The following is a 13736-nucleotide window of genomic DNA, read 5'->3' on the forward strand; positions in this document are numbered from 1 at the left end:
TTGGTGTTGGCGCTATAACGTAAAAAGCCATGGTGTCTTCCCGCTATGAGAAGGCACCATGACTTTTGGGTAGGTGACGATGGAGCGAGGCTAGAACTTAATCGCGCCCGCAGAGATGTTGGCGATGAACTGGCGTGTTCCCAGGAAGAAGATGATAATGAGTGGGATAGTCGCCAGCAGGGTGCCAGTCATGACCATGCTGTAATCGGTGTTGTAGACGCCATTCAGATTGGCGACCGCGACCTGTAGGGTGAACATCTTGGGGTCATTGAGTACGATCAATGGCCACAGGTAGTCGTTCCAGGAGCCGATAAAGGTAAAGATGCCCAGGAAGCCCAGGGCTGGGCGCAGAGCGGGTAGCGCCACATTCCAGTAGACGCGGAAGTGTCCTGCCCCATCGATCTTCGCGGCATCAATCAATTCGTTTGGAATCGCGCCGAGAGAGTACTGGCGCAGCCAGAAGATACCGAAGGCCGTCACCATGGTTGGAACGATAAGTGGTAGGAAGGTTCCAATCCAGTGCAGGTTCGACATGATGACGAACGAGGCCACCAGAGAACCTGCGGAGGGCAGAATCATCGTACCGATCAGGACCACGAAGAGCGTATTTTTCCCTGGAAACTCAAACTTGGCGAAGGTGAAGCCCGCCAGGGAGCAGAAGAAGAGCACAAGCAGCGTGACGCTGCCCGCGACCAGGACGGTGTTAAGGAAGCTGCGATAGAAGTCAATGCTCTGCAAGACGTGAGCAATGTTTGTCAGCAGCTGACTACCAAAGATCAACTTGGGTGGGACGCGGTAGATATCGCTCGTCGTATTGGTCGCCATGACAATCATCCAATAGAAGGGGAAGATCGAAATAATCAGCCCCAGCAACAGAGCGATCTCGACAATAACGCGCAACCAGCGTGATTCATGTTGTATCATTGCTTTTTCTCCTTCTTGCCGTAGCCTTAGCGCTCTGTACCCTGTACAATTTTCCAGTTAACGAAGGTGAAGATGACCAGGATGAAGAACATGATCCAGCCGACCGCCGCGCCGAAGCCATAGTGGAAGGAGGCGAAGGCCTGCCAATACTGGTAGAGTGACATCGTTAAGCCGGAATTGCCGACGCCGCCATTATTGCCAAAGAGGATCTGAGGCTCGGTGAAGAGCGTCATACCACCAAGGGTAGAGGAAATGACAGTGAAGAGAATCACTGGCCTGAGCAGCGGAAGTGTGATGTGGTAGAACGTTCTCCAGGTATTGGCGCCATCGATACGTGCCGCCTCGTAGAAATCACTGGGAATGCTCTGTAAGCCAGCCATGTAGATCAGGGCGTTATAGCCAGTCCAGCGCCAGATGGTGATCAGAGCGACAGCCCAACGCATCGGCCAGGCATCGGTAAGCCAGCCAATGGTGTTCAGGTGCATCGTACCGAGCATCTGATTGATAAGCCCATATTGATCGCCAAAGAAAGAGCCAAAGATCAAGGCAATAGCCACCGTCGAGGTGATGTTTGGCAGGAGGTAGGCCACCTGGTAGGCGAACTTGGAGCGCTTGCGCATATTTAAGAGGAAGGCTAGTAGTAGCGCTAGCGCCAGCATGGGAATGGTGGAGATGATCCAGATTTCAAAGGTATTGAGAATAGCCTGGCCAAAGATAGGATCTGTCAAGGCGAACGCGAAGTTGTTCAAGCCAATGAAGTTCATCTGGCCGATGCCATCCCAGCGCTGAAAGGCCAGGTAGAGCGAGAAAATGACTGGGGCTATGCCGAAGCAGAGATAGATAATAAAGAAGGGCGCAATCGAGAGATACATGGGCAGGTACTTGCGCAGACTGCTCTTCCTCGCGACGGTTTGTTGCTTCTCAACCTTCTCGGCAATACTCACAGGTGTTGCACTCATCGAATATTTCCTCCTTGAAGTATCGAAACACTAGCGTAAGAGACCACGTTGTGTCGCCGCCTGTGCATCATTCCAGGCCTGGTCAGGGTTTTTTCCCTGGTACTCCACCAGGCTGAGCTGGTCGGTAATGGCGGTTCCGGCGATACCGTCGTATGGCCCCGAGTAGAATGAAGGAACATTTTTTACCGCGACGCCGAAGACGTCTTGCGTATCCTCACCGCCGTAGAAGTCCTCTTTCTGATGCAAAGCGGGATCATTGAGGGAATCTAACGCCGAGGGATAGAGCTGGAGATCTTTATACCCAGCAACCTGATTCGTGGGCGACTGGAGCCATTTGATGACCTCGAAAGCCTCTTTCGGATGCTGACAGTACTTGGTAATTGCCAGGAAGGAGCCGCCAGAGTTGCCATCGCCACCCGGAGCGCGAGCGATACGCCATTTCCCCTTGGTATCGGGAGCCGCGTCCTGCAAGACCTGTTTCATCCAGACCGCGCCTACAAATGATGCAATGTAGCCGTTGCTGACGCCCTGGTTCCATGAGGTCCCCCACATGGGAACTTTGCCATCCACACCCGCTTTGTAGGTCTTGATCGCCTCGTCCCACATGGCCTTGATGTGAGACTGGTCGCCCAGATAGGTGCCGCTCTTATCAAAATACTGTTTGGCGCTTTGTCCAAGCATCTGGCCATACACGGTGCCGATGTTGTCGAACATAAAGGATTTGTTGTTGGTTGCCTGCTTCAATTTGGCGCCAGCGTTGATGTAGTCGTCCCAGGTCTTGAGCTGGGCTGAGACTTGTTGGGGATCGGTTGGCAACCCGGCTTTCTCAAAGAGATCTGTGCGATAGAAGAGAGCGGTGGGACCGGTGTCCATGGGAAAGCCAATCATCTTGCCATCGGGGGCAATACCCAGGTTCCACTTCCAGGCTAGATACTGTGATTGCACATCGTTGGCGCCCAGGGAGTTCAGATCAAAAAACTGATCCTCGTCGGGAAAATAGGTAGAGATGTTCGAGTTGATACCCATGATGTCGGGCACACCACTATGGGCCGCCATCGAGGTACGCACCTTATTGTCATAATCCGTAATCTTCTGTGCATCCAGGACAATATTGGGGAATTGTTTATTCACCTGCGCGATCAGGTTATCGCTAATAGAGCGGTTCCAGTACCAGAGGGTCAGGTGAATCTTGCCGTCATCGCTGCCCGCGCAGGCGGCCAGGCCCATAGCGGTACTAAGGAGGGCAAGGAGACAAAAGAATGTGTTGAGCCATACTTTGCGCCGACGCAAAGCTGGACCAGAGGCATGGATCATAATGAACCCCACTTTCCTGAGAATGTCCCCAACGTCAGGGGATAGGCGACATTGCGATCTATTCACATCATGGTTTCGCGTAACAAAACCTATGAAGGGAATACCTAAGGAAGTAGTGCCACCGAATGGCGTATGATAAGTTCTGGTTTTAGGACGTGTGTTGAGACTATGGGTTGGTGCTCAATCGCGTGTTGTAAAGTGTGCAGGGCCTGGTGTATTAATTTATATTTATCGATTCTGACGGTGGTCAATGGAGGACTGGTATACCTGGCCAGGTTGATGTCATCGATGCCAACAATTGAGAGTTCTTCTGGAACACGTATGCCTAAATCCCAGGCAGCTGACAAGACCCCAATGGCCATGAGATCATTGGTTGTGAAAATAGCAGTAGGCCGTTCAGGGCGCTTAAGAAGTTCGTAGGCCGCTGCCTTTCCCAACTCCAGTTTAGATGCTCCCCCTGCTATGAACTCTGGATCAATAGAGATGCCATGCTCTATGAAAACACTTTTAAAGCCGTTTGTGCGTATGGCATGGTGGTCGCAATTATTATTGTCTAGATGTGTGACTATACCAACCTGCCTATGTCCGGACGTAAAGAGATGTTCCGCCGCGAGCCTGCCCCCTTCAAAGAAGTCAAACAGGACAGTCTCATAGTCGGAGATGTCTTCACCTTCCCAAAGGCAGTAAATTACTGGGAGGGTGGGTGGTATAAGTTCTCGCACAGTTTGTGGCGAGAGTGAGCAGGCGATGATAATGCCATCAACTTTCCGGGCGACCAGGTCTTTCAGCATAAGCTGTGTCATCTCGTCATTGTCGGTAAGAGTGGTGACAAAGATACGTAGACCAGCGGCATAGGCCAGCGTTTCCGCCGTGTACACAATTTCCGCGAAGAAAGGATTATCAACGGGATGGACAATCAGGCCAATAATGCTGGTACGTCCCTTGATCAGGCTGCGCGCGACCAGATTGGGACTATAGCCCAGTTCCTGAGCGTACTGAAGTACACGTGCGCGCGTCTTCTCGCTCACTGAGCCTTTGCCCGAGAAGACATTTGAAACCGTTGTCGCTGTGACACCTGCCGCCCTGGCGATATCATAAATAGTTGTCATGGCGCTCCTTCGTCTTTGGAGAAGCCTTGTAGTTAATCGATAAACTAGATAGTATTATAATTAATTAACATATATTGCTGCTAAAGTCAAGGAATCGCATGCTGATAATGAAATTAGACTGATCGAAGGGGGCTTGCAAAGAATGCATTTTTTTGTTTTTGACATCAATTTGAGTAACTTCTTCTTCGCCAGTGTTTGAAATGGGTCAAATGACTCATAGATTACGCTTATAAATTGGGTACACTACCTCTTGCTTAGGTAATACGAAAGCACACTCAGGAGTTCTTGTTATGGATGGTAAAACACCTGCCTCTCTGCACTCTCTACTATAAACTCATCCCTTTTTTCGCGTGACAAAACCAAGCTTTTTGCGATAATAATTATAGATGTACTTTCTCTTGCATTGATGCGTTTTGAGATACATTGACGTGCAGCTATGCTAATTGATGCATTCTAAAAACTAATTGAACCCAATCCCCTTTGTCTTGTCATGCAGACATGATAACGATATGTTTTGAATTTAGATAGCTAAAGTGAGATTACTGCTATACTCCTGTGACTGCGAACCTGGAATATAAAAAGGATAAGGTACTGAGATGCAGACATTATATACTAATAACGACAGTATTAAGATAAAAAAGAAGGCAACGTTTTATACCTGGTGGTTACTTGCCTCTCTTCTCGCCACGCTTTTTACGCTGCTGCCAGCCTATAGTAGTATTCCTCTAATTTATAAGTTACTTAGAGATTTGCCAGCAGGTGACGCAATTGCTAATCTGTCACATCATCCGGAGACTATTCCTGCTGCGCTGGGCTTTACCCTATACTGGCTGATCGCTTCATGCTCAACCTTCCTCATGCTCTGGATCTGGATGTGTATCGTTGAGCGGCGAGGCCCCTGGCCTTTTAGGTTGCCGAGACGCCAGGCCTTGCGTACTTACTTACAAGGTCTGCTCCTTGGTGTCGTATTGATGAGTGTGATTGTCTGCATCTTGCTCTCTTCCGGTACCGCGACACTACAACTGGCGGGTTCAGCAGAGGGAGGTGGCGTGGTCGCCCTTCTCTTTACCTTGTTTGGCTGGATGGTTCAAGGACCAAAAGAAGAGATCGTTTACCGAGGCTGGCTGCTCTCCAGACTGACCAGGCGTTATGGTCGCTGGTTCAGTATTATGATATCCTCCCTGGTATTTGCGCTTGCGCACATCCTTAATCCTCACGTTAATCTATTGGCCCTGTTTAATCTCACATTATTCGGTGTGCTTTGTGCTCTCTGTGTCCTTGCCGATGGCAATATCTGGCGCGTGGCTGGTCTACATACCGCGTGGAACTGGATGCAGGGTCATATCTTTGCCCTGCCCGTAAGCGGCGTGCAGTATCACGGTGGAAATCTGTTCCTCTTCCAGAACACTTACGCGACCCTGCTCAATGGCGGCGAGTTTGGACCTGAAGGCGGCTTAGTTGTCACGCTCGTCCTTGTACTGGGCATTTCCCTGATCTGCCTCAGGCAGCAAACGCTTGCCACCCCAGAATTTCTCGCCAGGCGTGCCACCCAACCTCTCTAAGCGAATTGACTCTACAGTAGCTGCGTACGCCAGTAGCGGTCTTGACGGCTGCTGGCCATTTGCTATACCATGCCTTACGCATATCCGGAGTTCTCGCTCCAGTTCTTGGAGCGAGGCAAGCGTCAGGCGGTTTTTATGGTTTCCCTCGATTCAGCATCAGACTTTGTGCATTTGTTACAGGCAGGCAGTGATGTAGTGCTGCTTGAGAATACTTTGGGAGGGCAGGGTGATGGGTGGGACTACCTCTTTGTCGACCCGGTGCATACGCTACAGATCCACCAGGTAAGCGACTTTCTGCCGTTGCTTGCGACGATGCAGAAATATGTCCAGGAGGGCTACTACCTCGCCGGTTACTTTGCCTATGAATGTGGCTACTTTCTGGAGAAACTGGGCAATCTCGCTTATAGGGATGAACACTCGCCCCTGGCCTGGTTTGGGGTCTACCGCCAGGCATATCGAGTCGATGCCGCTCTCAGGGAGGCTGCCTGGCAAGCCTATGCCTTAGATCACCAGGATGAGATGGACTGTGAAGTCCAGGACGTACTTTTTGATCTTGACGAGGAGACGTATCGCCAGAAGGTCGAGCGAGTACGGGAGCATATTCGCGCCGGAGATGTCTACCAGATTAACTTGACGGGACGCACACATTTTCGCTTTGCGGGTTCGCCCCTGGCCCTGTATGCGCGCCTCCGCCAGGTTCAGCGCACGCTCTATAGCGCCTATATGCGTATAGGTGAGCGAGCTGTATTGAGCTTCTCGCCGGAGTTGTTTTTCCAGATGGATGGACAGCGTATAACGACTCGCCCTATGAAGGGGACGGCCCCACGAGGCCGCACGCTGTTAGAGGATGAGCAGCAGGTCTCGTGGCTGCGCGGCGATGCCAAGAACCGGGCGGAGAATATCATGATTACGGACCTCTTACGCAATGACCTGGGGCGTGTGTGCGAGATCGGCTCGGTGACGGTTCCACGCCTGCTAGAGGTTGAGAGATATGAGACCGTGTTACAAATGACCTCGACCGTCACGGGCCAGATTCGACATGATGCCAGCTTTGAGCAGATCTTCTCCAGCCTTTTCCCCTGTGGCTCGGTGACGGGCGCACCCAAGCTCAAGGCCATGGAGATTATTGGCCAGTTGGAGCAGACGCCCAGGGGCGTCTACACCGGGTCTATTGGCTATATCGCGCCTCCATCGAGACAAGGTTCAGTCCAGGCCATGTTCAACGTGGCTATTCGCACCATTGAGTTTGAGCATGGACAGGGGATGATGGGCATTGGTAGTGGCATTGTCTATGACTCGTGTGCCGCTGAAGAGGCCGCCGAATGCGCGATCAAGGCTCGCTTCTTGACCACACAAGCGCAAGAGTTTGCTCTTCTGGAATCCATTCTCTGGGACGCTGGCTATCAACGCCTGGAGAAGCATCTCAAGCGGATGCAGGACTCAGCTCGCTATTTTGGTTATCCCTGGGATGAGGAACGTCTCCAGGCGCTTTTACGTCGGCAGGAGCATGAGATGCTGCCAGGGCGTACTTATAAAGTGCGTGTGCTGCTAGAGCGTAGCGGCGTCTTCACTTGCGAGAGCGTACTGGTTCAAAAGCCGCGAGAGGAGCTAGTGCGAGTGATCATCAGTCCCGAACGAACGAACTCGCAGGACCGCATGTATTTCCATAAAACCACGCAGCGCCCCCTCTATGAGCGGGCCTTTCAGTTAGCCCATCAGCATGGCTATGCCGATGTACTCTTCCTCAACGAGCGCGGTGAAGTGACCGAGGGTGCCATAAGCAATATCTTCATTGAGCGTGATGGCCGCTTGCTTACCCCGCCCATAACCTGTGGTTTGCTGCCAGGAATCGCGCGCCAGTGCATCCTGGAGGAGCACCCCAACGCTCAAGAGGCCATTCTCACCCTGGACGACCTCCTGACAGCGGAAAAAGTCTATATCTGTAACGCCATCCGTGGCCTGCGCCAGGTTGTAGTGGCACAACGCTGCTAAATGGTAGATTTACGTAATTTGTAGATGTAGGGTCCATGCTGGCATGGACTGCCGAGGCCCGCAGGCCGTTATCCCGCCGTTGCGGAGGTCGCTTCGCTCGCAGTCCATGCCAGCATGGACCCTACAGATTTTGTGAATTTACCATTTAGCAGCGTCGGTCGAGAGCGGGAATCTGTTGCTTGTTAGCTCGGCGTTTTTAGATAGGTTGCGAGATCTTGCAGAGCTTGAGTGCTCATAGAGGTTGCTAGATACTCGACCTCTGACATCTCGGCCCAGGTCTGGTGGTAGCCGCTGGGGATGAAGATGGGGTCCCAGCCAAAGCCGCCATGGCCACGAGGGGTGGGCGCGATGGTGCCTTCACAGGCGCTGGTGAAGATGCGCAGGGCATGACCATCATATAAGCCAATGTGTACTGAGGCCAGAGCCGACCTGTCCTGCGACTCGGCGAGTAGTTTGCATAGCCCTTCTGTGCCTAGCTCTGCGTAGAACCATTTGATGAATGGCCCTGGTAGTTTCCCCAGGGCCAGGAATTGCAGCGAGGTATCCTCCACCAGTACAGGCGCTTGAATATGTCTATATGCCTCCCTGGCTTTATGCTCGATGATTTCTGCTGACTCAAGTGATTGAATTTCAAGTAGATCCAGGTCCTTGTGCAATAGTGGATAGTCAATATAGTGGCTGAAGCGTTTCACCTTGCCAGGGTTGCCTGTGACGTATGTTAAGGTATCAAACATGGATGCTCCTCATTGTGCTGCTATTTGTTGGTCGCGAGGACATGATACAGGCACTTCCGACCTTTTTCAAGCTAACTTTTCGCGCCTGCGGCGTTCATATGAGGGATAGTAAGAAGATTTCTGGGCATTCGCCCAGAAATCTTCTTACTATCCCTCATATGATGATGTCGATTTGCTACTCACCAGTAGCCGCATATGCCAGTAGCGCTTTAACCCTGGATAAAAGCCAGCAGGTCGTTGTTGAGTTGATGCTTATGGGTGATGAAGAGGCCATGCCCCGCGTTCTGGTACTCTTTATAGATATTGCCTGGCACCAGTTTGGCGGAGCGCCGCCCGGTCACGTCGATAAGGGCGGAGGCGTCCGCCGTTCCATGGATGATCAGCGTTGGCAGCGTAATTTCTTGCATCTCAGCGCGAAAATCGGTGTAAAAGTTGGTGCGCCAGCATTGGAGCAGAGCCATGGGAGAGTTGTAGAGACATTGCTCGGTTGTCCACTGGACGAGCTCTGGCGAGACCTTATTGCCCAGGTGCGTGGCGAAGAAGGCCTGTGCTCTTTGGGTAAAATACTGCACTCTATCTTCGCGAAATTGTCCGGAGATGGACTTAAATACGGCCTCGGGCACGCCTTCTGGATTATCCTCTGTTTGGCATAGGAAGGGGAGAATTGCCGAGATAAGCGCGATTCTGGTAATGTGGTCGGAGCCGTGGCGAGCCAGGTAATGCACGACCTCGCCACCTCCCATCGAGTGTGCTATCAGCGTGACGTTGCTCAGGTCGAGGTGCGTGATCAACGCGGCCAGGTCATCGGCGAGGGTATCTATGTCGTAGCCATGCCCGGTTCGGTCGGAGCGTCCATGCCCACGGCGATCATAAACGATGCAGCGGAGTCCCTGCTCAACCAGGGCAGGGACCTGGTACTCCCACATATCGGCATTCAATGCCCAACTGGAGGCAAAGACCACGGGTGCTCCCTGGCCCCAATCCTCGTAGAAGAGACGTGTACCGTCGTTAGTTGTAAAGAATGACATAGCTATAACCTCCCCAAAAAATGTATCCCGGATGTATATTGGAGTTCTTTTTATGTGGTAAGAGAACCAGCCAGTTTGGCACTGGTTTATTGATGGCTGGCTGGTTCATGATGTCGTAAGTAGTTCAGGTTAGATAGGGTAACCTTTGGCTCCCTGGAGTCCTTTAAGGACCGAGATCTCACCTGTCATGTTGTCGATATGCCCCAGGACCATACGGTTCAGGATTGTGCCAACCGTCATGTGTCCGAGGCCGAAGGCTGTCAGGTCGAGGTCGCGGGCCAGGTCTTCATCCGTCAGGGTCGCGAGGTAGGCATCTGTGGCTGCGTGGACAGCCTGGGTGTAGATGCTCGTAGCGGGTAGATCGATGCGGACACGGCGTGCCCATTCTGCTGTGCTTAGAGGCTGCACCTCGCTAATGCCGGTCTTCTCCGCCCACTCGCTTGCATAGAGGGGCGCGCCGCCTTTGAGCACCATGTTGATGGCCAGGTCTTCGCTCGCAATGGCATGTACATAGGTGGCGGCGATGGGGTTGGCGGTTCCGGGAGGCGCCCAGTGAGCCTGCTCGGTCGTGATGCCCTCCAGGGTGGCATTCAGGAAGCCATGCGCCTGTTGAATCTGCTCGCGTAGAAGTGTCGTTGCGTTCATAATGTAGTTACCTTTCTTTTTCTCACCTGTTTGAGGTAGATGTATGTTCATCTCTTGATGTGCAAAGTATAGCTGGAAAGCATGGGGTGTGACTTCACCTGTCCTGGTGATTGGGCGGGTGATTAGTATCTAGCGTTGGGTGAGATGGGTAGTTGTGGGTTGGCACACAACGCTTCGATGAGAGGCTTTAAGTTAGAGGAGATGGAGACGCCTGGCGACAGCGATAGCCTCGGCGCGCCGACTGACATCCAGTTTGCGATAGATGCTGCTCACCTGAGTCTTGATAGTATTGGGGGAGACGATCAGCTTTTGCGCGATCTCGGCGTAGGTTTGCCCGGCGACCAGCAGGCTTAGGACGCGTTGCTCCTGAGGACTCAGGGGTTCATAGAGTCCTTCTGGAGCCTGTGTAGTGTGTCCTTCGCTTGGTAGTATGGCTGCTTGCTGTGTGCGTTTCTGTTCCTCCTGGACAAAAGCTGTCAACAGGGTGGAGATGTAGGAGACGCAGGCAGAGGATAACTCTTGCCCGGGTGGGTTTTTGAGCAGATTCTGGAGTAGCTGGCGCATAGGTTTGCCCGCGTCCAGGTACACACGCATATAGCCCTCAGGCTCCGTCAAGTTCAGGAGGCGTATGACAATCTGTTGGGCCTGTTCCATTTCTCTTAGTCCGTAGAGTGCGTTGGCTTGTAGTGCCAGCAGGTGAATGATATCCCAGGTGCGCTTACATTGCTCCATTCTGCTGAGCAGTGGAATCAGGATGTGCAATGCTTGTGCATATTCTTGTTGCGCGAGGTGAATATTGACCAGCGCTATATATTCCTCAATATAAAGGAAGCTCAGAGTTTGGGGATTGAAATCATAGCGAGCCGCCCAGTCCTCTGCCGCTGTGAAGTTGCCCTGTGCGAGCCAGAGTGCTACCTGGGCGGCTGAGACATCATGTGCATAGTTTGTAAAGCCAGTGCTTTGGATCAGGTTTTGGGCCTGTTCCAGCGCTTCTTCCGCGTCCGCAATCTTCCCGGATGCCAGGGCGATTTTTACATAAGTCGCATGGCCCCAGATGAGCAAGTTCATATCTTGCCAGCGCGCGGCATGTTGCAAGGCTACCTGTAAGCTGCCTTCTGCCTGCTCCAACTTATTCCTGGCATAGTAGAGGAAGGAGAGATCAAAAGCGGGATAGGCCGTGACCGAGACATTCTGTCCTAGCTGAGCGAGGAGATCCTGAGCCTGTAGGCATTCCTGGTGGAGTGAGTGAAGCTGGCCTGCATAGAGAAAGGCGGCCGCAAGCCAGCATGTGACAACAATCGCTATGGCGTGGTCCTGCTCCTGAAGAGCCTGCTGCTTCAAAGCGAGCAGTTCTGGCAGCAAGAGGACTGAGTCACCTACGACTTGAGAGCTGACAAAGAGTCCGTGGAGCGCGAGCCATTTCCAGGCAACGGATTCGCTTACAGTGAGAGGTTGTATGCGTTGGGCGATCAGGCGAAGCTGTTGCATATTGCCTTTGCGGAAAGCCTCGCTCATCAGGATAAACTCACGCAAGAGACAGATACGATTCTCAATTTTTTCCACATCTGTTGGAGCGAGGGAGGTGGTTCTTTCGCTGGACAATATCTGCTCGACACGCGCGATAATCTGTTCACTCTGGCTCAGAGCCTGCACACGCTGCTGCTCCGGCATATATTGCGTACTGGAAAGCAAGTTCAGGGCCGAGGTGAGGGCAAATCCCAGGTGTTCGAGCAGGATATTCTCAGGCAGTTGCAGTAGCCAGGTCGCGATCGTTCTGGCTTCGCCTTGCGTCCATAGCTGTCTTGCGCTTTGCTTCAACGTTGTGGCCGCGAATGGATAGTCTTGAGCAGCCAGTGCATGGGACATCGCCTCATGGATAGAACCCTGGGCCGCGTGCCAGCGGGCGGCGCGCTGGTGTAGCGTGTTTACCTGTTCTGGTTGGGTGGCTTGCAGACGTGCCAGGAGCACTTCGCGAAAGAGGGTATGTAAGCGATACCACTGCCGTTGCTCGTCCAGCGGAACGATAAAGAGATTATGGCGTTCTAGCATCTCCAATAGTTCCTGACTGGCAGGCTCTCCCGTCAGTTCCTGGCAGAGGGCGGCGTTCATGCGCGAGAGTACCGCGACCTGGAGCAGAAACTGCTGTACAGATGGCGCTTGATGTTGAAGAATCTCCTCCTGTACATAGTCGAAGATGAAGCGATATTCGCCCGTAAAGTGCTCGATAAAGGTAGAAGGCTTTTTGTGTGAGCGCAGTGAGAGTGCGGCCAGTTGTAGGCCCGCGATCCAGCCCTCTGTGCGCTTCTCCAACACTTGTACTTCTGTCTCAGAGAGCGAGAGCGTCATACCCTCATTGAGAAAGGCCTGGGCCTCTACTGGCGTAAAACGTACCTCTGGCTCGCGAATCTCGCTCATCTGGCCTCGCATGCGCCAGCGTGCCAGAGGGAGCGGCGGATCAACACGACTGGCGATAACCAGGTGCATATTCGCGGGGAGGTGATCGAGCAGGAAGAGCATGGCCTCATGAATGGCCTGGTCTTCAATTACATGGTAGTCATCCAGAATAAGGATAATCTCGTTGGAGGACCTGAGAATCTCATTGATAAAGGTGATGAGTATAGTTGAAAGCGGGGGTGGCTGTGGCGTGTAGAGCATGGCCAGGGCGATATCGCTAATCTCTGGCAGGCAGATGCGCAGGGTAGTAATGACCGAGGCCCAGAAGCGTGTTGGATCATTATCGGCCTCATCCAGCGAGAGCCATCCCACGATATGCGGCGAACGTGACGCCCACGTGCTCAGCAGCGTCGTTTTCCCGCTTCCAGCCGAGGAGGAGAGCAAGAGCAAGCGATGAGTAAGCACCTTATCCATCTCTTGCAGCAAGCGCTCGCGCCTCACTAGGATAGAGGGAAGTTGAGGATGAGTATGCTTGGTTGCGATGAGTGGTATGTGGCTCTGATGCGCAAGGTTTAGCGAGTCAGAACTCGCCTGTGTAATCTGTTGACCCGTTTGGGACACGGAGCGGTGCTCGTTCGCGAAGGCCTGCGCTACTTGCTCTAAACGTTCTAGCGTGGCGCCGCTTGTTTGTCCAAGATAGCGCTTGCGTGTCTGTCCTTGAAGTGTGCTATAGGCATACCAGTAGCCATTTCCCCGGGCTCGTGCCTCTTTCACCACGCTCATATGCCCAAGCCGTCCCTGAAAGGCAAAGGATGTTTGTTCAATCAGCCAGTCTTGCCATGGCTGGTTGTTTTCAGAACCAAAATATTGCTGTAGTTCGCCTTGCGTGCGAAGTTCATAGCGCTTTTGCTCTTCTGACCAGGTAATTGCATGGAGAGATGACTTCGGCATAAATCCCTAACTGCTTTAACTCCACGTGGAGCGCCTCGGAAGTGGATAACATCCATTACTAAGTCTCAATTACTCAATCTTGAAGAGTGTAACATAAGCCAGGATGAGTATGCAAACAGTAGCG

At 52.6% G+C, this 13736-nt stretch carries 10 protein-coding genes; 2 read left to right on the forward strand and 8 right to left on the reverse strand.

Annotated features, from left to right (window positions below):
• Nucleotides 1-90 precede the first annotated feature (90 nt).
• The 4 genes from KTE_RS32600 to KTE_RS32615 all read right to left on the reverse strand — a co-directional run bounded on the left by KTE_RS32600 (nt 91) and on the right by KTE_RS32615 (nt 4306).
• Nucleotides 91-924, reverse strand: coding sequence for a carbohydrate ABC transporter permease (locus tag KTE_RS32600; RefSeq protein ID WP_201388994.1), 834 nt, complete (start codon nt 922-924; stop codon nt 91-93).
• A gap of 26 nt (nt 925-950) precedes the next feature.
• The gene (locus KTE_RS32605; protein WP_201388996.1) at nt 951-1883 is read right to left on the reverse strand and encodes a carbohydrate ABC transporter permease; all 933 of its coding nucleotides are present in this window, start codon (nt 1881-1883) and stop codon (nt 951-953) included.
• A gap of 30 nt (nt 1884-1913) precedes the next feature.
• Nucleotides 1914-3197 carry an ABC transporter substrate-binding protein gene (locus KTE_RS32610; protein ID WP_201388998.1) on the reverse strand — a complete coding sequence of 428 codons (1284 nt, stop codon included), beginning with the start codon at nt 3195-3197 and terminating at the stop codon, nt 1914-1916.
• A 104-nt stretch (nt 3198-3301) separates the two neighbouring features.
• Entirely contained in the window at nt 3302-4306 is a 1005-nt protein-coding gene (locus KTE_RS32615; RefSeq protein WP_201389001.1) for a LacI family DNA-binding transcriptional regulator, read from the reverse strand.
• 596 nt (nt 4307-4902) lie between these two features.
• Here KTE_RS32615 and KTE_RS32620 point away from each other — a divergent pair.
• Nucleotides 4903-5868: a CPBP family intramembrane glutamic endopeptidase gene (locus tag KTE_RS32620; RefSeq protein ID WP_201389003.1), complete on the forward strand. Its 966-nt coding sequence runs from the start codon at nt 4903-4905 to the stop codon at nt 5866-5868.
• A 135-nt stretch (nt 5869-6003) separates the two neighbouring features.
• Nucleotides 6004-7860, forward strand: coding sequence for an aminodeoxychorismate synthase component I (gene pabB, locus KTE_RS32625; protein WP_201389005.1), 1857 nt, complete (start codon nt 6004-6006; stop codon nt 7858-7860).
• 182 nt (nt 7861-8042) lie between these two features.
• Here the strand turns inward: pabB and KTE_RS32630 are convergent, their stop codons facing one another.
• The 4 genes from KTE_RS32630 to KTE_RS32645 all read right to left on the reverse strand — a co-directional run bounded on the left by KTE_RS32630 (nt 8043) and on the right by KTE_RS32645 (nt 13612).
• Nucleotides 8043-8594 (reverse strand): non-canonical purine NTP pyrophosphatase, encoded by a 552-nt coding sequence (locus tag KTE_RS32630; protein ID WP_201389007.1) that lies wholly within the window; start codon nt 8592-8594, stop codon nt 8043-8045.
• 209 nt (nt 8595-8803) lie between these two features.
• Nucleotides 8804-9622, reverse strand: coding sequence for an alpha/beta fold hydrolase (locus KTE_RS32635; protein ID WP_201389009.1), 819 nt, complete (start codon nt 9620-9622; stop codon nt 8804-8806).
• Nucleotides 9623-9751: 129 nt separating this feature from the next.
• Nucleotides 9752-10267 carry a DinB family protein gene (locus KTE_RS32640; protein ID WP_201389011.1) on the reverse strand — a complete coding sequence of 172 codons (516 nt, stop codon included), beginning with the start codon at nt 10265-10267 and terminating at the stop codon, nt 9752-9754.
• 192 nt (nt 10268-10459) lie between these two features.
• Nucleotides 10460-13612 carry a LuxR C-terminal-related transcriptional regulator gene (locus KTE_RS32645; RefSeq protein ID WP_201389013.1) on the reverse strand — a complete coding sequence of 1051 codons (3153 nt, stop codon included), beginning with the start codon at nt 13610-13612 and terminating at the stop codon, nt 10460-10462.
• Nucleotides 13613-13736 lie beyond the last annotated feature (124 nt).

Source organism: Ktedonobacter sp. SOSP1-85, assembly GCF_016587415.1.
Classification (GTDB): Bacteria; Chloroflexota; Ktedonobacteria; order Ktedonobacterales; family Ktedonobacteraceae; genus Ktedonobacter.